Source organism: Plantactinospora sp. B6F1, assembly GCF_040120695.1.
Classification (GTDB): Bacteria; Actinomycetota; Actinomycetes; order Mycobacteriales; family Micromonosporaceae; genus Plantactinospora.
The window spans coordinates 228,207-248,343 of record NZ_JBEEAC010000002.1; the positions used below are offsets into that span (position 1 = coordinate 228,207).

The window sequence follows — 20,137 nt, forward strand, 5'->3', positions numbered from 1 at the left end:
CACGCACGCGCTGGGATGAACGGCAGGTCACCGACTCTGGACCGTGATCTCCTGGACACCGACCTTCCACCGGGTGGCACCCGGCTCGGTCTCCGGCAGGTCGGTGATCCACAGCATCAGGTACTGGTACTTCTGCCCGGGTACGAACTGGCTGAACAAGACTCTGGTGCTGTCGGTCTTCTCGTACGCGTGGCCGATCCGGTTGCTGAACGCCTCGACCAGGTCCCGGTCGCCGCTGGAGGTCGCCGGGAAGTCCCTGCTGCCCGAGCGCAGCTCGGCGGAGACACCGCTCTCGGAGAAGTCCACCTGCACGCTGGTGACCTCGCGGGGCTCGCCCAGATTGATCAGGATGCCCATCCCGGCCTTCGTGTTACCGAAGTTCGACTTGTTCCGGTAGGTGTCGGTCTTCCAGCCCTCGTTGGCGTCGCCGTCGACGACCTTCTCCACGCCCTTCAGCTCGGTCCGGTCGCCGTCCGGGTCGATCACCCGGACCTGGTCGGCCCTGATGTCGAGCTTGCGTGGAGGAGCGGCCGGTGGCTCCGGGTCACCGGCGACCGCCGGCTCGGTGCTGGCCCCGGCGCTCGGGGTCGGCGCGGCCTGGCCGCCGCTCGGGTCCGAGCCGCCGACCAGTGCGTTGATGCCGAGCGAGAGCCCGACCAGCGCGACCACCAGCAGGGCCGCGATCCCGATCAGCATCCGGCGGTTGCTGGGAGTCGGCAGGTCGGGGCCACCGTCGTCGCCGGAGGTGAAGCGGAGCGGTCCGCTGTCGAGGTAGTGCTCCTCGGCGGCGGCGTCGAGCCGGCCCAACTCGGCGGCGAGGACGTCCGAGGACGGCACCGCGAGCTGCGGGTCGAGCAGGTCCATCGTGAGGTCGTCGAGGTAGGCGGGTACACCGGCCCGGACCTGCCGGGGGGCCGCGATGGTGCCGCTCGCGTCGCGGACGGCGTCCGGCAGCGGCGAGCGGGACCGCCGGGTCGAACCGGCGGTGAGGGACGCCTCGGCGTGCGGCCAGTGGCCGGTCAACGCGTAGTAGAGGACGCCGCCGACCGCCCGTACGTCGGTTTCCGGGGTGTCCGCGCCGTCGGTACGCGCGTCGGCGAGCACCACCCGGCCGTCGTCGCCGACCATCACGGTGCCGGGGTGCAGGTTGCCGTGCACCATGCCGGTGGCGTGGATGGCGGCGATGGCCCCGGAGACGGCATGCGCGATGCTGGTGGCCCGGGCCGGGTCGAGTACCCCGTCGGCGACGAGTTCGCGCAGGGAGTGTCCGTCCACCCACTCGCGGACGACGTACGCCCGGTCCTCCTCGTCGATCGCGTCGTAGACACCGACCAGGTTGGGGTGGATCACCCGGCTGGCCGCCACCGCCGCCTGGAGCATCTCCTTCGCCGAGTCGCCGCCGGGGTAGCGCAGCACCACGGCGACCGGTCGGCGCAGCACGACGTCGACACCGCGCCAGACCTGCCGGCCCGCGCTGTCGTCGTTGATGTGTTCGGCAAGTTCGTACCGCTCGGCCAGGATCTCACCGACGGCGGGGGCACCGAAGGTCATCACGGACGGAGCCGCTTCGTCCGCCTCCTGACCTTCGCCGACCTGGGTCACCCGTCCTCCCTCGGTGATCGTGTCGATCGATGGACCCGTGCTGCTAGGCATCTGGCTTCCCGCTCCGCCTTCGAAGGAAATCGGACGGCCACCGGCACTCCTAGCCTAGGCGCTCGCCGCACCCGTCGAGAGCGACCTTACCCGGGTCTGACTGATCCCCGACACGTCATCTTGCGGCCGTGCGCCGACCTGCTGGGCCGATGTGTCGGGAAGCTTGTTGGATCGCCCGCTGTCAGCCAGCTTTTCGGCCGTGCTTTGGCAAGTTATAGGTTGATTTCACCAATTTGCTACCGGGTCGGTGTGCCGGCCCGCCGCCTCCACCCGGCACCTTCGTCGTCCGGGGCGTCGGCGTACACCCGGCACCTTCCCCCGTGCGCCGGAAGTATGCCGGATGCCCTGCGCCGACAGCATCCGGGTGGTCGCCAACCCGCGCAGTGGCACCGGCAGCCGATCCCGGCAGAGTTGTCCACAGCCTGTGCATAGCGATCCCGAGCATGCCTCGTCGGGTTTCCACAGGTACGTCCCCAGCCCGTACCCCGACCGATCGGCGGTTCACCGACCGAGCCGGCGCCGGACCATGCCGACCACCGTGGTTATCTCCTGGATCCGCAGTAGCAGCGCCAGACCGAGGTAGGTGGCCCCGATCGCCGCTCCACCGATCGCCACCTCCAGGAAGCCCAGCCACCGGTTCTCCAGCGCCGAACCCGGCAGCAGGATCACCACGAGCAGGCCGACCAGGGCCGCGCCGAGGGCCGCCACCAGCACCCGGCCGAAGGTGTTGACCATTCCGGCCAGGCCGATCCGGCCGATCCGGGGGCGCAGCAACCAGGCGGAGATCACCGCCGCGGCGACGTACGAGACCGCGTTGCCGAACATCATCCCGGAGGCGAGTACCGAGATGGAGAACGCGGCGAAGACGAGCACCTGCACCAGGATCCGGAGCAGGACGACCGGGACGTTGATCAGGGCCGGCATCCGGGTGTCCGGCAGCGCCCAGAACGCGAAGGTGAAGACCTGGCTGACCGCGAACGGGATCAGCGCCAGCGCGGCGACCAGCAGTACCGGCGAGATCGCGCCCGCGTCCCCCCGGGCCGCGCCGTAGTCGAAGAGGCTGACCGCGATCGGTTCGGCGAGTACGGCGTAGCAGACCGCGATCGGCGCGAGTACCGCGGTGACGGTGCGGACCGCGCGGGACACGTCGGCCGCCATGTCCTCGAAGCGGCCGTCCGCGGCGGCGGCGCTCATCCGGGGCATCAGGGCGGTGATGATCGAGACCGCAATGATGCCGTGCGCCATCATCAGCAGCAGGAAGACGTTGTTGTAGATGGCCGGGCCGGCGGTCTCGCCCTTGACCCGGTTGAGCAGGTTGAAGAGCACGACCAGGCCGAGCGAGTTGACCCCCACGTAGCAGAACATCCAGCCGCCGAGCCGGCCCAGCTCGCGCAGGCCCAGCTCCCGGAAGTCGAACCGCCACCGCCAGCGGAAGCCGACCCGGCGCAGCGCCGGCAGCAGGCCGCCGGCCTGGACCACGATGCCGAGCAGGGTGCCGCCGCCGAGCAGCAGGATCCGACCCGGACCCAGCTCGGCCGGCTCCAGGACCCGGGCGCCGTAGATGGCGATGTAGAGCGCGCAGGCGGCGATGATGACGAGGTTGTTGAGGATCGGTGTCCACATCGGCGCCGCGAAGTGCCCGCGGGTGTTGAGCACCGCGGCGACCAGCGCGCTCAGCCCGGAGAAGAAGATGATCGGCAGCAGCAGCCGGGAGAGTGCGGTGACCAGGCTCTGGTAGTCGTCGCCCCGGCCACCGGCGACGATCTCGGTCAGGATCGGGGCGGCCAGGATGGCCAGCACTGCGGCCACGCCGAGGGCGAGCACCGCCAGGGTCAGCAGACGCTGGGCGTACGCCTGGCCGCCGTCGGGGTCGACCCGGCGCCGGCGTACCAGCACCGGCACCAGCACGCTGGTCAGGATGCCGCCGAGCAGGAACTCGTAGACCATCTGCGGGATGATCAGGGCGGTGGCGTACGCGTCGTTGACCGCGAAGGCGCCGAGCGCGGCCGTCACCATCAGGGTGCGCAGGAAGCCGGTACCCCGGCTCACCAGGCTGCCGATCGCCATGATCGCGCTGTTCCCGGCGGCGCTGCCGGCGGTCTCCGGCGGCGGCGCGGTGCTCTCCAGGACCGGCTGCGCGGAGATCAGCGTGGCGCCGTCCTGCGGCGGTGGGACGCCGTCGGGCATGGCGTTCGCGCTGCGGTACAGCCCGCCAGCCATGTCAGCCTCCCAAGGGGTACGGCGGGCAGGACACCCACCGGCACTGTTGGAACCTTAGTCAATCCGGTCTTCCACCCGCCCGACCGAGTCACCGGTCCGGCCGGCGTGCCCGGCGCCAGCCGGTGCCGGACGGTTCAGTACGCTGGCGATCCCATGTCCGAAACATCCGCCCCGAACAGCGCCGCCGCGCCGCCGTCCACCAGCCGGTCGGCCCTGAGCGCTGCCCAGCGCAACGCCGTCGCCGAACTGCTCCGCGTCTCGCCGGTCGCCGACGAGTTGGGCCGCCGGTTCGGCCGGGCCGGTCACGAGCTGCACCTGGTCGGCGGCTCGGTCCGGGACGCCCTGCTGGGCCGGCTCGGCGAGGACCTCGACTTCGCCACCGACGCCCACCCGGACGAGACGCTGCGGCTGCTCAAGGGCTGGGCCGAGGCGACCTGGGAGACCGGGCGCGAGTTCGGCACGATCGGCGCCCAGCGGAACGGGCTGCGGCTGGAAATCACCACCTTCCGGGCCGAGTCGTACGACCAGCGCAGCCGCAACCCGGTCGTCCGGTACGGCACCGACCTCGCCGACGACCTGCGGCGCCGCGACTTCACCGTCAACGCGATGGCGGTCAGCCTGCCCGGGCACGAGTTCACCGACCCGCACGGCGGCCTGGCCGACCTCGCCGACCGGGTGATCCGGACCCCCGGTACCCCCGCCGAGTCGTTCGGGGACGATCCGCTGCGGATGCTCCGGGCGGCCCGGTTCGCCGCGCAACTGCGCTTCGCCGTCTCGCCGGAGGTCCGAACGGCGATGCGGGCGATGGCGGCCGACCTCGACCGGATCACCGCCGAGCGGATCCGGGACGAGTTCACCAAGCTGCTCTGCGGGGCCGATCCGATCACCGGGCTGCGGCTGCTGGTCGACACCGGCCTCGCCGACCGGTTCCTGCCGGAGCTGTCCGGGCTGAAGCTGGAGATCGACGAGCACGCCCAGCACAAGGACGTCTACGAGCACACCCTGATCGTGGTGGGCAACGCGGTCCGGCTGGAGGAGGAGGGCTGCGACTTCGTCCTGCGGATGGCCGCGCTGATGCACGACGTCGGCAAGCCGGCCACCAAGGCGGTCGGGCCGGACGGCCGGGTCAGCTTCCACCACCACGAGGTGGTCGGCGCCCGGCTGACCAAGCAGCGGATGAAGGCGCTGCGCTATCCGAAGGACGTGATCGGCCAGGTCGTCGCGCTGGTCGGGCTGCACCTGCGGTTCTACGGGTACGGGCGCGGCGAGTGGACCGACTCGGCGGTTCGCCGGTACGTCACCGACGCCGGTGACCTGTTGCCCCGGCTGCACAAGCTGACCCGCTCCGACTGCACCACCCGGAACCGCCGCAAGGCCGCCGCGCTGGCCGCCGACTACGACGCGCTGGAGGAGCGGATCGCGCGCCTCCAGGCCGAGGAGGACCTCGCCCGGGTCCGCCCCGACCTCGACGGCAACGCCATCATGGAGTTGCTCGGCGTGGGGCCGGGGCCGGTCGTGGGTCGGGCCTGGCGGTTCCTGAAGGAACTGCGCCTGGAGCGTGGCCCGCTGGACCGGGACGAGGCCGAGGCCGAGTTGCTGCGCTGGGCCCGGGAGCAGGGCGTCACCGAGTGACCGCCGCTGTTTCCGCACGGTCAGCACAGCGCCGAGCGGGCCGTCGGGGCCAGCCGCAACTGTCGCGGTGGCGAGCTGAGCGCGGCGGACAGCGCGGGCAGCACCTCGTCCCGCCAGCGGGCAGACCCGTCCAGGCGCCGGAGGTGGTCGTCGAACTGCCCGGCGTCGGTGAACCGGGTGAGCCAGCAGACGACGTGTTCCCCGGTGTGTACCGGCAGGTCCGGGAAGGTGTTCTCGGCGTACTCGGTCGACAGGCAGGCGACGGGTGCGGCGCCGGTCTCGGCGAGCAGCGGCCGGATCCGCTGGTGGAAGAGGTCGGTGAACGCCGGGTCGACCGGGCCGCCGTAGAACTCGTGCAGTGCTGCGGCCCGGCGGGGCATGTCGGGGAATCCCCGGAGCCAGACGAAGCGGTCCGGGTCCGCCAGGTCGTGGAACTGCCCGACGACCGCCATCCCGGCCGCCTCCTGCGACTCGACGAACTCGCGGTCGAAGAGGTCGACCAGCACGTCGCGCCCGCCGCGGTGCAGGGTGTACTGCCGGAGTTCCACGACCGGGTGGCGTACCTCGTTCATTCCCGCCCCGTCTCCAGAGTGCCGTCCGGTTCCGTCTTCAGGGTCTCGTCCAGCACGTCGGCGATCGACGTACCCGAGAGTTGCCGGCGCAGCGCCTGGTCGACGTCGCCGTAGAACCGTCCGAGGGCCGGCCGGATGCCCCTGCCGACCGGGCACTCCAGGTTCGGCTCGCCGTGGTGCAGGGCGAACAGCGGCTCCCGCTCGACCGCGGCGTACACGTCGAGCAGGGTGATCTCGTGCGGCGGTCGGGCCAGACGCCAGCCCGCCCCGACGCCGTGCCGCACGGTGACCAGCCCGGCCCGCCGGAGGTCACCGAGACTCCGCCGGATGACCACCGGGTTGGTCCGCACGCTCGCGGCGACCTGGTCGAGTCAATGCCGGAACGGATGGTTCGGCTGCCGCGCCCACTCCGATACCGTCCTATCCGGCGTACGACAGGCGGGGAGGTGATCGTGGCCGTCTCGGGTAGACCGGGCGACCGCTCCTTCCTGGTACCGATGGTGGCGCTGGCGTCGACGCTGGTGGCCCTCGTCGTCGCGATCGTGCTCGTGCTGGTCATCCAGAACGGCGGGTCGGGGGATCCGGCCGGCACCGGCCCGACGGCCACCGGCACCGGCGGCACCCCGCCGGCTCGGAGTACGCCGAGCGGCGCACCGATCACCGATGGCTGCCTGGTCGGCACCTGGCGGGTGACCCTGCACGACGAGCAGGTGGACGTGCCCGAGGTGGGCCGGCTGCGCTTCACCGGCGGCGCCGGGTCGACGCTCTCGCTCAGCGCCGGTGGCGCCGGGATCGCCGACTACGGCAGCGGCACCGCCTTCACCAGCAGTCACGCGGGCCAGGAGGTCGTGCTCGAACTGCGGGGCAGGGTCGACTACCGCTACGCGCTCGCCGGTGACCGGATCGAACTGCGGGACGTACGCTCCGCCGCCGAGGTGCGGCTCCGGGTCGGCGCCGGTACGCCCGGACCGTGGCGCGCGTTCACCGCCTCGACCGCCCCGTCGAACTACACCTGTACCGACGACCGGCTGACCCAGAAGTCCCTGGTCTTCACCACCCTGTACGCCCGCTCGGAATAGGGAGCCCAGAGACGACTGGGAGGAGGCCGGCGGAGACTACGTCGACACCTTCGTGGCACCGGGCTGGAAGGTCGGCGGGTGCGCCAACTGGAGCCTCACCGACCCGATCCCGACCCCGTGCCCGGAGTGCGCCGGCCCGACGCTGCTGGCCCTGGTCGTCGCCTCCGGCGAGTACGACGGCGGGACCCGGGACCGATGGCGTCCGGTCGAGCGGCCCCGTCCGGACGACGAGCCGGCGGACCGGTTCGCTTCGGGGCCGACAGGCGTGACCGTCGGACGCTGGGGCTCGCTGCGATCTTCGTCTGCCTCACCTGCCCCGGCGCGCCGTTCCTGCTCGACCTCCAGTAGCACCCCGGCCCGGGACAGCAGGCGGCCCGGCACCGGAGCGGCAACTCCGGAGCCGGGCCGGGGTGGAACGTCGTCAGGTCAGCTCTTCGACTCGACCGCCTTGCCGCCGTTGGTCAGCGTGCCGTCGACGACCTGGTCGGCACCGCCACGGGCCGCACCGAGCCGGGCGAGCAGCCCGGCCAGGTCGACCCCGGTCAGGTCGCTGCCGAGTTGGAGCCCCTGGGCCACGTTCGCCGCCACCGACTTGGTCAGCGAGGAGGCGCCGTCGGTGGAGATCACCGTGATCTTGTCGATCGCGCTGACCGGGGCGCTGGCCGCCTCGACCACCTGGGGAAGTACCTTGACCAGCAGGTCGAGCACGGCCGCCTCGCCGTACGCCGAGAATGCCTCCGCCTTGCGGGACATCGCCTCGGCCTCGGCCTGGCCCCGGGCGAGGATCGCCGCCGCCTCCGCCTGACCCTCCCGCTCGACCGCGTCGGCGATGGCGGTACGCCGCCGCTGCTCGGCCTCGCCCTCCTTGGCACCCTCGATCGCGTTCGCCTCGGCCAGCGCCGCCCGGCGGGCCCGCTCGCCCTCACCGGTCAGCCGGGCCTGCTCGGCTACCGCCTGCGCGGCGGCGATGGTGGCCTGCCGCTCGGCGTCGGCGGCCAGCACCGCCGCGTTGCGGGCGGCCTCCGCCTCCTGCTCGACCTTGTACCGGGCCGCGTCGGCCGGCTTGCGGACCTCGGTGTCGAGCTGGCGCTGCTTCAGCTCGGCGTTGCGCTCGGCGACCTTCTGCTGCTCGGTGAGGATCGCCTGGTCCCGCTCTGCCTGGGCCAGCGGGCCGGCGGCCGCGGACTTGGCCTTGGCGGCGTCGATCTCGGCCTGGATGCCGGCCTGCTTCAGCGCCAGGTTCCGGTTCGCCTCGGCGATCGCCTCCTCGGCGAGCAGCCGCTCCTGCTCGGCGACCTGCCGGGCCCGGGCCTCGGCGATGGCCGCGTCCTTGAGCACCCGAGCGGCTTCCGGCCGGCCCAGGTCCTGGAGGTAGGAGCCCTCGGCCAGGATGTCCTGCACCTGGAAGGTGTCGAGCACCAGACCCTGGTTGGTCATCGAGTGCTCGGCCTCCTCGGCGACCGCGCTGGCGAAGGCCGCCCGGTCCCGGATGATCTCCTCGATGGTGAGCCGCCCGACGATCGAGCGGAGCGCTCCGGCCAGCACCTCGCGGGTGAAGCTCTCGATCTCGTCCTGCTGGTGCAGGAACCGCTGCGCGGCCGCGCGGATCGCGTCCTCGGTGCCGCCGACCTTGACGATCGCGACCCCGTGCAGCTCGGCCCGGATTCCCTGCTTGCTGACCGCACCCTTGATGCTGACGTCGATCCGCCGGCTGGACAGGTCGAGCGACTGGAGCTTCTGCACCACCGGCAGGACGAAGACCGAGGCGCCGAGTACGACCTTCTGCCCGGACATGTCGGTGGAGCGGCTGCCGTCGGCGCCCTGCGTCGTACGGCCCTTGCGGCCGGTGACGATGAACGCCTCGTTCGGCCCGGCGACCTTGATCCGGGAGAGCACGAACATGACCAGGATGAGGACCAGGAGCACCGCTCCGCCGATGGCGACGAGGATCAGCATGGGTACCGTCCATTTCGGATTGGGGGTTGGCGTGCGTGGTCGACCGCCGGGGTTCGGGGGTGGTGGATGTGGCGTGCCGGGGTCTGGCGCCGATGTCCCGGCGGCGGCGATCGTCGTCGGGGACCCGGCCCGGAGTCAGTAGGTCTCGACCAGGACGCTGGTCTCGGTCAGCGCCTCGACGACGAAGATCTGCGCGCCGAGCGCTATCGGCCGCTCGGCCCTGGCGTTGAGTTTCACCGGCTGGCCGCCCACCCGGACCCGCACCTCGCCGTAGCCGGCACTGGGGATCGGGGTGACCACCACCCCGAAGGCCCCGACGAGGTCGTTGCGGGTCGGGGTGGCGTCCGTCCGCATGTTGCGGGCCGCCCGGGACATCCGGGCCGCCAGCCAGGCGGCCGGGACCGCGGCCAGCGCGCCCAGACCGGCCGCGCCAGCGACCTGGCCGAGAGTACGGCCACCGAGCAGTTCGTTGGCGACGGCTCCGCCGAAGCCGAGTACGCCGGCGAACCCGGCGATCGCCTCCAGGCTGATCGGACCGTCGACGTCAGGATTTCCGATGTGGACGAGTTCGGTGCCGAGCAGTGCCAGCGCGAGCACCGCGACACCGGACCCGCCGATGATGAGGAATACCAGAGTCCCCGCTGCCACGACCTGAAAGGTAGCTGTCAGAAGCAAGCCCTCCGGAGTGCCGTGGCGGTCACGCCGTCACTCGAAGGCGGTCGTCCAGTTACGGACCTTGTAGAACTCCGCGCCCGACCGGGTCTTCGTCTCGGTCGCGGTACCGGTGGAGTCGAAGAACTGCACGGACGGGCTGCCCCAGGTCTTCGAGCCGGTGTTGTCGGCGCGTACCCAGGCACGCTCGCCGCCGGGAGCCTGGTTGACGTACGCCTTCACCCGGGTCGTAGCGGAGATGCTGGTCAGGGTGCGGCTGCTGGTGTCGACCGAGTAGACGCCGGTGGTGTGCGTGATGAAGAGCGTGTTCGGATCGGTGTACGACGGTTGCAGGTCATGCCCGAGGTTCGGCTTCGTCACCCCGTCCGAGTTGGTGTACGTACCCAGGTTGATCGCGGTCCCGGTCGCCGCCAGCCGGGTGTTCCGGTACGTCCCGTTGACCTTGTAGGACACCAGCTTTCCCTGGCCGATCGCCCAGAGGTACTTGTACGTCGGGTCGTAGAGCACCCCGTGCGCCCCGGGCAGCGAGATGGTCTGGACCAGGGCGAGTGTGCTGGGCTTGCTGATCGCGGTCGGCGCGTACAGCTTGAGCGTGCCGCCGGAGCTGGCGACGATGATCGAGCCGTTGTCCGGGATCCGTTCGATCGCGTGCGGGTTGCCGCCCGGGGTGGCCTGCCACAGGATGTCGGCGGTGGTGGCCCGGGGCTGGCCGCTCTTCACGTCGATGATCGCCGCCCGGCCGCCGGACGCGGTCACCAGCGCGACGGTGCCGAAGGCGGAGGTGGCCCGGATCCGCACCCCGGAGAGGTTCTGCCAGGCGCCGCTGGTGGTTCCCGGGTCGAACTGCCAGTACAGGTTGGCGTCGGTCCAGGCGACGTTGCGGTTCCAGACCAGCACCCGGTTGCTGACCTGCTCGGTCGTGGCCAGGTAGTAGTCGTCGGCCGCGGCGGCCGGCCCGCCGGTGCCGACGCCGACGGTGGTGCTGACCGCGACCGTGACAAGAGCTGCCAGGATGGCCCTGCGCATGGGGGTCCTCCGAGGGGTTGCCGGTGTCGCCGGTCTGACCGGCCGGACATCGGCTCGACAATAACCTCTGTCGATGCTCCCGTGGAAGAAAAAATTCTTCATAGCTTGGACGCCGGCGGGTGGCAGCGGATCGGGGCCTGGTTCACCGCGGCCACCCGGGCCGGACGTCCGTGCGACAGTAGCCGTTCGCAATCGAGATCGGGGCGGAGAACCTCCCGGATCCGGGGCGTCTGTACCGGATCGTTACCCGACGATCACCTCGCGGCGATCGTGATCTCGTAGCTCGCGGCCAGTTCCGCCGGTAGCTCGACCCGCTTGCGCTCGACACCGGCCGGATCGACGAGTACCGCGGTGAGCGTGCCGGGCCGAGACGTGTCCAGATAGAGCAGGAGGTCGGTCCCGACCCACGTCACGTCGGCGCTCGGCAGTTGCCGCACCACCTTCCCGGTGCTCGTCGAGACAACCTGCGCCGCCAGTTCCCCGCCGCCCGCCGCCGCCGGCTTTCCACCACCCTGTGCCGCCGGCTTTCCGCCGGCCCGTGCCGCCGGTCCGCCGCCGTCCTCCCACATCGAGGACCTGGAGACCACCACCAGCGAGCCGTCCGGCGACCACGCCGCCGAACTGGCGACGGCACCCTCGACCGGCAGGAAGCGGGTCGGCATGCCGTCGTCGGCGGCGAAGAGCTGTATACCGGATTGTCTGGGCCGGTTGCCCTCCCGGGAATCGAAGACCCGCTCGGTCAGCGGCAGCGCCACCTCCCGGCCGTTCGGCAGCCAGGTGAATCGGCAGAGACCGAGGCAGCCCGTCGGACGCGTCTTGAGCGGGTAGTACTCCACGGCTGCCCCGTCGGCGGTGAGCAGCCCGATCGAGTAGATCCCGGTTTCCTCGTCCCGGAGCGTAGCCAGCAGTCGTCGCCCGTCCGGCGACCACTCCACGGCCATGACCATGCTGCCGGTCCGGAACCACTGCGGCTTGCCGGTCGTCAGGTCGTACAGCCCGATCTCGGTGGGGCGGTCGGTACGGCGTACCGCGGCCACCGGCAACCGCGCGGACGCCCGTACCGACGTGTAGCTGGCCGGGACGCTGACGTAGCGGCGCCGCTCGGAGTCGTATACCCAGGTCGGGCCTGGCTGCCGGGGCGAGTCGGCAGTCAGCAGCAGAGCCCCGCCGGGCAACTCCACCGGCCCGTCGCGCCAGTCCCCCGACGCCGTCGGCGTTGGCGTCGGCGGCATCCGGGTCGGCGGACTCGCCGGCGTGGTCGCCGCCGGTGGCCCGCCGACCGACAGGGCCGGTGGCCGCGGGTCGGGCCGGAGCCAGACGTACGGTGCCGCGATGGCGCCGATCGCGACGGCCGCCGCTGCCATCGCGACCGCCTGCCGGCGTCGGCGCATCCGCCGCCCCGCCACCATGGCGGTGGCCGCGAGGTCCGGCGGCTGGTGTGGGCTGCCGGCCAACTCGCGTACGGCCTCCCGCAGCAGCCGATCCGCACGCTCGCTCATCGCAGTGCCTCCGCGCCCTCGTTCATCGCAGTGCCTCCGCGCCCTCGTTCATCGCAGTGCCTCCGTCCGTTCGGTCAGCTCGGCGAACTCCGGCACCAGTTCCCGGAGCTTGCTCAGCGCCCGGGACGCCTGGCTGGCCACCGTGCCGGGGCGGCAGCCGAGCGCGGCGGCGGTCTGCTCCACGGTCTGGTCCTCCAGGTAACGCAGCACGAGTACCGCCCGCTGCCGGGGCGGCAGCATCATCAGCGCGTCTCGGAGCATCATCCGGACCGCCGTGTCGTGGTCGTGCTGGGTCGCGGTGGCCGCCGGTTCGGGCACCTCGGCGTGCGGCACCTCGGCCCGCCGGCCCCGCCGCCGCCAGGCCGAGACCTGGTCGTGGTACAGGATCTGTCGTACGTACGGCTCCGCGTCGCCCCGAATCCGGGGCCACCGGGCGTACGCCTTCGCCAGCGCGTTCTGCAACAGGTCCTCGGCGGCATAGCGATCACCGGCGAGCGCCTGGGCGACCCGGAGCAGCACATCGCCCCGCTCGTGCACGAACGCGGTGAACTCCCGCTCCGACGCCCGACCCACGACACACCTCCCACCCCTCAGACGCCGGGGACCGGGAAAAGTTTGCCCGGAGGTTCGTCGGGAGGTTCATCTGGAGGTTCGCCGGGAGCCTGGTCAGCGGCGGCGGACAGGGCCGGCGCCGGGCGGTTCGTCGGAGCCGTCATGGGCGGAGCCGTCACACCGGGGTATCGTTCCGTCCCGATCCGACCGGCGGAGGCTGCCGAGGCAGACCGGCCCGCCCGGTGGGACGGGACAGGGGGAGCGATGGCTCGGCGATCCGCCGACCGGGAGCAGTTGGCTGCCGTGGTCCGGGCCGGTCTCGGCGCCGACCGCAGGATTGAAGAGCTGACCCGGCTGCGCGGCGGTACGAAGAAGGGCGTATACCGGCTCACCCTCGATGACCGCTGCACGGTGGTGGCGTACGTCTGGAGTCCGGGGGAGAACTACTGGCCCGACCGGCCCGCCGTCCCCGCCGACGCTCCATCGGGCGACGTGCTGGCGGACGCATCCGACAGTGAACTGTTCGAGGCGGCCAACGCGGCACTCGTGGCGGCCGGCGTCCGTACGCCGGAGATCCTCCTACTCGACCGGAGCCGGAGCCGTTGTCCGGCCGACGTCGCGCTGGTGCAGGACGTGCCGGGGCCGAACCTGGAGCAGCGGTTGGCGGCCGAGCCGGCGGCGACGGCCGACACGATGGCCCGGCTGGCCGAGGCGCTGACGGCGATGCACGCCCGTCAGGACACCCGGATCGGCAGGCTGGCCACCCTGGCCCGGTCGGCGGGGTCGTCGCCAGCGGGGGGAGCCTCGCCGGTGGAGACGGTTCGGAACCGGGCGCTGGCGGACCTCGCCGAGGCCGCCGGTCGGGACGACCGGATCGCCCGGGATCGGGTACGGCTGGCCGAGCTGCTGCACGGCCTGGCCGACGAGACACGACCCCGGACGACGTACCGGCTGGTGCACGGAGAACTCGGCCCGGACCACGTACTGGTCAACGCCGACGGTGAGCCGGTGCTGATCGACATCGAGGGGCTGATGTTCTTCGACGTCGAGTGGGAACACGTCTTCCTGCGGCTGCGCTTCGGCGCGCACTACGATGCGCTGGCCACCGAGGGCCTCGACGAGCGGCGGATGCGGTTCTACCAACTCGCCCAGCACCTGTCGCTGGTCGCCGGCCCGCTGCGGCTGCTCGACGGTGACTTTCCCGACCGGACCTTCATGCTGGATATCGCCGCGTACCACACCGACCGCGCACTGTCCTTCACCGCGTAGCGCGGGAACGGGCAGCACGAGAGCGTGGGCTGTCACTGCCCCTCCAGGGGCAGTGACAGCCCACGCTCGGGCGGTGCTCAGACTCCGGCGGGGAGTCGCTCGGGCTCGGTGTCGGTGGTCAGGTGCCGACGCAGGCGTTCACCCTCGATGTCGACGTTCGGCAGCAGCTTCGCCAGCCAGCCCGGCAGCCACCAGGCGCCCCGGCCGAGCAGTGAGATCACCGCCGGCACGATCGTCATCCGGACCACGAACGCGTCGATCGCGACCCCGACGGCGAGGGCGAAGCCCATCGACTTGATCACCGGGTCGTCGAGCAGTACGAAGCCGGCGAAGACCGATGTCATGATCAGTGCGGCGGCGGTGACCACCCGGGCACCGTGTCCCATGCCGTTGATGGTGGCCTGGGTCGGGGTGTCGCCGTGCACGAAGTCCTCCCGCATCCGGGATACCAGGAACACCTCGTAGTCCATGGCCAGGCCGAACAGGATGCCGATCAGCAGGATCGGCAGGAAGCTGACCAGCGGACCCGGGGTGTCCAGCCCGACCAGCTCACTGAGGTGACCCTGCTGGAAGACCAGCACGGTGAGCCCGAACGTGGCTCCGACGGTGAGCAGGAAACCCAACGCCGCCTTCAGCGGTACCAGCAGCGACCGGAACACCAGCATCAGCAGCAGTACCGACAGGCCCACCACGAGCAGCAGGTACCACGGCATCGCGTCGGCGAGCTTCTTCGAGACGTCGATCCCGACCGCCGTCTGGCCGGTCAGCGCCACGTCGGTGTCGGCGAGCCGATCGATCGGGCCGACCTTCTCCCGGATCTGCTGCACCAGCGTCTCGGTCGCCGGATCGGTCGGGCCGGTCGTCGGGATCACCGCCAGCAGGGCGGTCAGCCGGTCCCGGCTCAGGTTGGGCGGGCTGACCGCGAGCAGGTTCTCGGTGCCCTGCAACATGGCGGTGACCTGCTGGGCGGCCGTGCCGGTCCGTTCCGGTGAGTCGCTGGAGACCACCAGGGCCAGCCGGTTGTTGAACCCGGGACCGAAACCCTCGGTGATCAGGTCCGCGGCCTCGCGCTCCGGCGTACCGTGCGGGCTGGTGCCGTGGTCCGGCAGCGCGACCCGCATGTCGGCGGCCGGCAACGCGAGCGCGCCGAGCCCGAGCACGGCCACCAGGATCAGCGGTACCCGCAGCCGGATGACCAGCCGCGCCCAGCGGAATCCGAACGCCTCGCTGCCGGCTGCCGCCTCGCGCCCGGCTGCCGACCCGCTGCCGGCTGCCGACCCGCTACGGATCGCCGCCTCGCTACCGGCTGCCGAGCCGGCATCGGCGGCCGGTGCCGTGCCGGTGGCGGTGTGCCGCAGCCGGCGCGGCAGGATGCGCCGGCCGGCGAAGCCGAGCAGCGCGGGCAGCAACGTCAACGCCACGAGTACGGCGACCGCGACGGTTCCGGCGGCGGCAAGTCCCATGATCGTCAGGAACGGGATGTTGACCACGGCCAGCCCGGCGAGCGCGATCACGACGGTGATCCCCGCGAAGAGCACCGCCGAGCCGGCGGTGCCGATCGCCCGTCCGGCCGCCTCCTCCGGCTCCAGCCCTTCCAGCAGGTTCTGCCGGTATCGCGAGGTGATGAAGAGCGAGTAGTCGATCCCGACCGCGAGGCCGAGCATCAGGGCGAGGATCGGGGCGGTACTGGTCAGCTCGACGATGCTGCTGAGCGCGTACAGGCCGGCCATTCCGGCCGCGACCCCGATCAGCGCGTTGAGCATCGTCATCCCGGCGGCGACCAGTGAACCCAGCGTCACGACCAGTACGACCAGCGCGATGAGTACGCCGATTCCCTCGGTGCTGCCCACCTCGGGCACGCTGGACATCACCTCACCGCCGTGTTCGACCCGTAACCCGGCGGCCGTCGCCGCCGAGCCGGTCTGCTCGTACGCCTCGCGCTGCGCATCGGTGACCTTGTCGGCCTGCTCGGCGAACTGCACCTGTACGAGAGCGTGCCGGCCGTCCTGCGAGAGCGCCCCGGTGGTGAAGGGGTCGAGCGCGCCGACCACGCCGGGCAGGGTGCCGGCCTCGCGCACCAGCTCGGCCACTGCCACCTGGCGGTCCGGCGTACCGAGCTGCTGGCCCTCGGGTGCGGCGACCACGATGGTGCCGGTCGCGCCGCTCGCCTCCGGGAACTCCCGCTTCAGCGCGTCGATCGCCCGCTGCGACTCGGTGCCGGGGATGGAGAAGTTGGTCGATGTCGGGCCCATGAACGCCAGCGCTGCCCCGCCGAGCGCGGCCAGCAGGACGAGCCAGAGGACCACCACGAGCCGGCGGCGCCGGAACGAGGCCCGGCCGAGTCGGTAGAGCAATGTCGCCATGTTGGTCGCTTCCTTGGTCGTCGGATCGGGGTGTCTTGCCGGTGTGGCGGTCGGTGCCCGTGCGATGTGGCCGGCAACGGCGATCAGCTGCGGTTGGCGGGGCTTGCCGCGGGTGCCGGATGGAGTGCGCGGCGGGCGACCCGGACCAGCGCGGAGCGGAGTTCGACGGCGTCGTCGTCGGGTCGGTCGATGACGATCGCGGAGATCCCAGCGAGCAGCACCTGTGCGGCGATCTCGTCGGCCGGATCGGCCGATCGGCCGGCGAAGGCCGCGATCAGCCGGGCGGTCGCCGGTTGCAGGCCGGCGAAGGCCGGATGCTCGAGCAGGTACGGCAGGTCGTGGTAGATGAGCGCGACCTCCCGCCGGTATGTCACCACCAGGTCGACGAAGCCGTCGATGGCGGCTTCCCGCGCGGCGTCGGCATCCAGCCCGTCGAGTTGCGCGTCGAGCTCGACCAGCTCGCGGGCTGCCGGGGCGACCAGGGCGAGGAGGATCGCCTCCTTGCTGTCGAAGTGGTAGAGCAGGGTGGCCTTCGAGCAGCCGACCTCGACCGCGATGTCGTGCAGGGACGTGCCCTTGAACCCGGCCTGCGCGAACCGCTTGGCCGCCACAGCCAGGATCTCGGTGCGGGTCCTGCCGCGTGTCATCGCGCTCTCACCTCCGCGCTTCAGCGTGCCTTGACCGATCGGTCAGTAACTAACCGATCGGTCAGAATGTGAGCCGCATTACGGGAAGGACTTGGCTGCGGGCCGACCGGGGCTGGACAGCAGAGGCGTTACCGACCGTCGGTAACGCCTCTGCTGTCCAGGTGAGCGAGGGCGTGTGCCCCGAGGGGTGGCGCTGGTTACCTACCGCGCGCCGGTGGCCGGGTCGTGCACGGCGCCGCCAAGGCAGCGGCGCGTGCGGCCGGTCGGTGGGCTGGGCAGAATGGCGGGATGCGCTGGACCGTGCTCGACTCCCCGATCGGCGAACTCTCGGTCGGGATCGACGACGTCGGGGTGTGCGGCGTGCGCTTCGGCCCGGTGGAGACGGCGGCTCCGGCCGCGGCCCTCGACGTGGACTCCGACCCCGATCACCCGAGGCTGGCGGTGGCGGTCGGGGAACTGCGGGCGTACTTCGCCGGGGAGTTGACGGAGTTCGCGGTGCCGCTCTCGGTACCCCGGGGCTCGGAGTTCGAGCGGGCGGTCTGGACCGAGATGTCGAAGATCCCTTACGGCGAGACGCGCACCTACGGTGAGGTGGCGGCGGCGGTCGGCGACTCCGGCGCCGCCCGAGCGGTGGGGGTGGCCTGCAACCGCAACCCGATCCCGGTGATCGTTCCCTGTCACCGGATCGTCGGCGCCGGGGGCAAGTTGGTCGGCTTCGGCGGCGGCCTGCCCCGGAAACGCCGGTTGCTCGAACTGGAGGCCCGGGTCGCCTTCGAGCGCGCCTGGGGCTGACTCACCCTGCCGGCGGGGCCAGCCGGACCCGGCGGAGGAGTTGGGCGTTCAACGCCACCACGATGGTGGAGCCGGACATCAGGACGGCGGCGACCGCGGGACTCAGCGCGATCCCGGCCCAGGCGAACACCCCGGCGGCGAGCGGCAGCGCCACCACGTTGTAGCCGGCGGCCCAGGCCAGGTTCTGGATCATCTTCCGGTACGAGGCCCGGGACAGCCGGATGACCCCGGTGACCCCGCGCGGGTCGGACGAGGCGAGCACCACCCCGGCCGACTCGATCGCCACGTCGGTACCGGCGCCGATCGCGATGCCGACGTTGGCCCGAGCCAGTGCCGGGGCGTCGTTGACCCCGTCACCGACCATCGCCACCGTCGCGCCCCGGCGCTGGAGGTCGGTCACCTTGTCGTCCTTGTCCGCCGGGAGCACCTCGGCGAAGACCTCGTCCACCCCCGGTCGGAAACCGAGCTTTCCGGCGACCGACTCGGCGACCGGCCGAGCGTCACCAGTGATCATGGCGATCCGGCGTACCCCCTCGGCCCGTAGTTCGGCGAGCGCCTCGGCGGCCTCCGGGCGTACCTCGTCCTCCAGCGCCAGCGCACCGAGCACGCGTGGGCCGGCGTCGTCGAGGCGTACCAGGTAGAGCACCGAGGCGCCGCGCGCCGACCAGTCCGCGGTCACCCCGCCGAGTTCGGCGCCGGGCCGGGCGGCCAGCTCGCGCAGCAGCGCCGGACCGCCGACCGCGAAGTCCTGCCCGTCGACGGTGGCCAGCACGCCCCGGCCGGCCAGCGACCGGAAGCCGGTGGAGGTCGGCACGCCGCCCCGCTCGGCGGCGGCGACGATGGCCCGGGCGAGCGGATGTTCGCTGTCCGCCTCGACCGCGGCGGAGAGCCGCAGCACCTCGTCGTCAGCGCCGGCTGTTGCCGCGCCAGCTGCCCCGTCGCCGGCTGTCTTCGCGGCGAGGCGGGGGTCGGCGGCGAGGGCCGGGTCGGCGGCGAGGGCCGGGTCGGCGGCGAGGGCGGTGACGGCGTGGGCGCCCCGGGTCAGGGTGCCGGTCTTGTCGAACAGCACGGTGTCGACGGTGCGCATCCGTTCCAGCGCCAAGCGATCCTTGACCAGGATGCCGGCCTTGGCTGCCACGGCGGTGGAGAGCGCGATCACCAGCGGGATGGCCAGCCCGAGCGCGTGCGGGCAGGCGATCACCAGCACCGTGACGGTACGCACCACCGCCTCGTCGACGTCGCCCAGCGCGGACCACACCACGAAGGTGACCGCGGCCGTGGCGGCGGCGATGTAGAACAGCCAGGCGGCGAAGCGGTCGGCGAGCACCTGGGCGCGACCGCTGGACTGTTGCGCCTGGGCCACCAGCCGCTGGATGCCGGCAAGCGCGGTGTCCTCGCCCACGGCGTCGACCCGGACCCGGATCGCGGAGTCGGTCGCCACGGTGCCGGCCACCACCCGGTCGTCGACGGTACGGGAGACCGGGCGGGACTCACCGGTGATCATCGACTCGTCCACCTCGGCGGTGCCGTCGGCGACCCGGCCGTCGGCCGGTACCCGGGCGCCGGGGCGGACCAGCACCACGTCGCCGACGCGCAGCTCGGCCAGCGGCACCGGGCGTACGCCGCCGCCGGCCTCGACCCGTTCGGCCTCGTCCGGCAGCAGCGCGGCGAGTGCGGCGAGCGCACCCCGGGCCTGGCCGATCGCCTTCATCTCCTGCCAGTGCCCGAGCAGCATGATGGTGACAAGTGCGGCCAGCTCCCACCAGAAGTCGAGATCGAACGCACCCAGGCTGGTGGCGAGCGAGGCGACGTACGCGACGGTGATCGCCATCGCGATCAGCAGCATCATCCCCGGCGTACGGTCGCGCAGCTCGTGGAGCCCGCCGACCAGGAACGGCCAGCCGCCGTAGATGAGGACCACCGAGCCGAGTACCGGCCCGACCAGGGACATGCCGGGAAAGTCGAGCGAGTAGCCGAACCAGTCCATCACCATGTGGCTGGTCAGCACGATCGGTACGGTCAGCGCCAGGCTCAGCCAGAACTTCCGGCGGAACGCCTCCGGATCGTGCCCGGCATGTTTGTCGTGCCCGCCGTGCCCGCCGTGCCCGGCCTGTCCATCGTCCTCGGCGTGCTCGTCGTGCCCGGACTGGTGGTCGTGGTGCACGACCGGTCACCCCCTCGGGGAGGAAAGCGTACCGGAGAGCA

16 protein-coding genes are annotated in these 20,137 nt (G+C 72.0%); 4 read left to right on the forward strand and 12 right to left on the reverse strand.

Annotated features, from left to right (window positions below; translation table 11 throughout):
• Positions 1-27 precede the first annotated feature (27 nt).
• The gene (locus ABNF97_RS04195; RefSeq protein ID WP_130461258.1) at positions 28-1,653 is read right to left on the reverse strand and encodes a protein kinase domain-containing protein; all 1,626 of its coding nucleotides are present in this window, start codon (positions 1,651-1,653) and stop codon (positions 28-30) included.
• 501 nt (positions 1,654-2,154) lie between these two features.
• Positions 2,155-3,873: a murein biosynthesis integral membrane protein MurJ gene (gene murJ, locus ABNF97_RS04200; protein ID WP_349337703.1), complete on the reverse strand. Its 1,719-nt coding sequence runs from the start codon at positions 3,871-3,873 to the stop codon at positions 2,155-2,157.
• Positions 3,874-4,026: 153 nt separating this feature from the next.
• Between murJ and ABNF97_RS04205 the strand changes: the two genes are divergently transcribed.
• Positions 4,027-5,505: a CCA tRNA nucleotidyltransferase gene (locus tag ABNF97_RS04205; protein WP_130461260.1), complete on the forward strand. Its 1,479-nt coding sequence runs from the start codon at positions 4,027-4,029 to the stop codon at positions 5,503-5,505.
• Positions 5,506-5,525: 20 nt separating this feature from the next.
• Here the strand turns inward: ABNF97_RS04205 and ABNF97_RS04210 are convergent, their stop codons facing one another.
• Together ABNF97_RS04210 and ABNF97_RS04215 are read right to left on the reverse strand one after the other, a co-directional pair.
• Entirely contained in the window at positions 5,526-6,077 is a 552-nt protein-coding gene (locus tag ABNF97_RS04210) for an NIPSNAP family protein (RefSeq protein ID WP_349337704.1), read from the reverse strand.
• The gene (locus ABNF97_RS04215) at positions 6,074-6,427 is read right to left on the reverse strand and encodes an Rrf2 family transcriptional regulator (protein ID WP_502930438.1); all 354 of its coding nucleotides are present in this window, start codon (positions 6,425-6,427) and stop codon (positions 6,074-6,076) included. The genes ABNF97_RS04210 and ABNF97_RS04215 overlap by 4 nt, the downstream gene beginning before the upstream one ends.
• Positions 6,428-6,529: 102 nt before the next feature.
• Between ABNF97_RS04215 and ABNF97_RS04220 the strand changes: the two genes are divergently transcribed.
• Positions 6,530-7,156: a hypothetical protein gene (locus ABNF97_RS04220; RefSeq protein WP_130461263.1), complete on the forward strand. Its 627-nt coding sequence runs from the start codon at positions 6,530-6,532 to the stop codon at positions 7,154-7,156.
• A 426-nt stretch (positions 7,157-7,582) separates the two neighbouring features.
• Here the strand turns inward: ABNF97_RS04220 and ABNF97_RS04225 are convergent, their stop codons facing one another.
• The 5 genes from ABNF97_RS04225 to ABNF97_RS04245 form a co-directional block, all read right to left on the reverse strand.
• The gene (locus ABNF97_RS04225; RefSeq protein WP_349337705.1) at positions 7,583-9,112 is read right to left on the reverse strand and encodes a flotillin family protein; all 1,530 of its coding nucleotides are present in this window, start codon (positions 9,110-9,112) and stop codon (positions 7,583-7,585) included.
• A gap of 135 nt (positions 9,113-9,247) precedes the next feature.
• Complete coding sequence (locus tag ABNF97_RS04230; RefSeq protein WP_349337706.1) at positions 9,248-9,760, reverse strand: NfeD C-terminal domain-containing protein; 513 nt, start codon at positions 9,758-9,760, stop codon at positions 9,248-9,250.
• Between the two features lie 57 nt (positions 9,761-9,817).
• Entirely contained in the window at positions 9,818-10,810 is a 993-nt protein-coding gene (locus tag ABNF97_RS04235) for a DUF6528 family protein (RefSeq protein ID WP_349337707.1), read from the reverse strand.
• A gap of 254 nt (positions 10,811-11,064) precedes the next feature.
• A complete protein-coding gene (locus ABNF97_RS04240) occupies positions 11,065-12,309 on the reverse strand; it encodes a TolB family protein (protein ID WP_349337708.1) in 1,245 nt (414 codons plus the stop codon).
• A gap of 48 nt (positions 12,310-12,357) precedes the next feature.
• A complete protein-coding gene (locus tag ABNF97_RS04245; RefSeq protein WP_349337709.1) occupies positions 12,358-12,882 on the reverse strand; it encodes a SigE family RNA polymerase sigma factor in 525 nt (174 codons plus the stop codon).
• A gap of 243 nt (positions 12,883-13,125) precedes the next feature.
• On the opposite strand from ABNF97_RS04245, the gene ABNF97_RS04250 reads away from it, so the two are divergent.
• Complete coding sequence (locus tag ABNF97_RS04250) at positions 13,126-14,130, forward strand: phosphotransferase family protein (protein WP_349337710.1); 1,005 nt, start codon at positions 13,126-13,128, stop codon at positions 14,128-14,130.
• Positions 14,131-14,207: 77 nt separating this feature from the next.
• On the opposite strand, the gene ABNF97_RS04255 is transcribed toward ABNF97_RS04250, so the two are convergent.
• Positions 14,208-16,493, reverse strand: a complete 2,286-nt coding sequence (locus ABNF97_RS04255) for an MMPL family transporter (RefSeq protein ID WP_349337711.1) — start codon at positions 16,491-16,493, stop codon at positions 14,208-14,210.
• An 83-nt stretch (positions 16,494-16,576) separates the two neighbouring features.
• Positions 16,577-17,140: a TetR/AcrR family transcriptional regulator gene (locus ABNF97_RS04260; RefSeq protein WP_349337712.1), complete on the reverse strand. Its 564-nt coding sequence runs from the start codon at positions 17,138-17,140 to the stop codon at positions 16,577-16,579.
• Between the two features lie 288 nt (positions 17,141-17,428).
• Between ABNF97_RS04260 and ABNF97_RS04265 the strand changes: the two genes are divergently transcribed.
• Positions 17,429-17,932 (forward strand): methylated-DNA--[protein]-cysteine S-methyltransferase, encoded by a 504-nt coding sequence (locus ABNF97_RS04265; RefSeq protein ID WP_130461273.1) that lies wholly within the window; start codon positions 17,429-17,431, stop codon positions 17,930-17,932.
• A 1-nt stretch (position 17,933) separates the two neighbouring features.
• On the opposite strand, the gene ABNF97_RS04270 is transcribed toward ABNF97_RS04265, so the two are convergent.
• A complete protein-coding gene (locus ABNF97_RS04270) occupies positions 17,934-20,096 on the reverse strand; it encodes a heavy metal translocating P-type ATPase (RefSeq protein WP_349337713.1) in 2,163 nt (720 codons plus the stop codon).
• Positions 20,097-20,137 lie beyond the last annotated feature (41 nt).

What these genes read in the sequence shown, in the direction of transcription:
- ABNF97_RS04210 (WP_349337704.1), bottom strand. Translation starts at nt 6,077, where the DNA reads ATGAACGAGGTACGCCACCCGGTCGTGGAACTCCGGCAGTACACCCTG.
- ABNF97_RS04205 (WP_130461260.1), top strand. Translation starts at nt 4,027, where the DNA reads ATGTCCGAAACATCCGCCCCGAACAGCGCCGCCGCGCCGCCGTCCACC.
- ABNF97_RS04240 (WP_349337708.1), bottom strand. Translation starts at nt 12,309, where the DNA reads ATGAGCGAGCGTGCGGATCGGCTGCTGCGGGAGGCCGTACGCGAGTTG.
- ABNF97_RS04255 (WP_349337711.1), bottom strand. Translation starts at nt 16,493, where the DNA reads ATGGCGACATTGCTCTACCGACTCGGCCGGGCCTCGTTCCGGCGCCGC.
- ABNF97_RS04235 (WP_349337707.1), bottom strand. Translation starts at nt 10,810, where the DNA reads ATGCGCAGGGCCATCCTGGCAGCTCTTGTCACGGTCGCGGTCAGCACC.
- ABNF97_RS04225 (WP_349337705.1), bottom strand. Translation starts at nt 9,112, where the DNA reads ATGCTGATCCTCGTCGCCATCGGCGGAGCGGTGCTCCTGGTCCTCATC.
- ABNF97_RS04260 (WP_349337712.1), bottom strand. Translation starts at nt 17,140, where the DNA reads ATGACACGCGGCAGGACCCGCACCGAGATCCTGGCTGTGGCGGCCAAG.
- murJ (WP_349337703.1), bottom strand. Translation starts at nt 3,873, where the DNA reads ATGGCTGGCGGGCTGTACCGCAGCGCGAACGCCATGCCCGACGGCGTC.
- ABNF97_RS04195 (WP_130461258.1), bottom strand. Translation starts at nt 1,653, where the DNA reads ATGCCTAGCAGCACGGGTCCATCGATCGACACGATCACCGAGGGAGGA.
- ABNF97_RS04265 (WP_130461273.1), top strand. Translation starts at nt 17,429, where the DNA reads ATGCGCTGGACCGTGCTCGACTCCCCGATCGGCGAACTCTCGGTCGGG.
- ABNF97_RS04250 (WP_349337710.1), top strand. Translation starts at nt 13,126, where the DNA reads ATGGCTCGGCGATCCGCCGACCGGGAGCAGTTGGCTGCCGTGGTCCGG.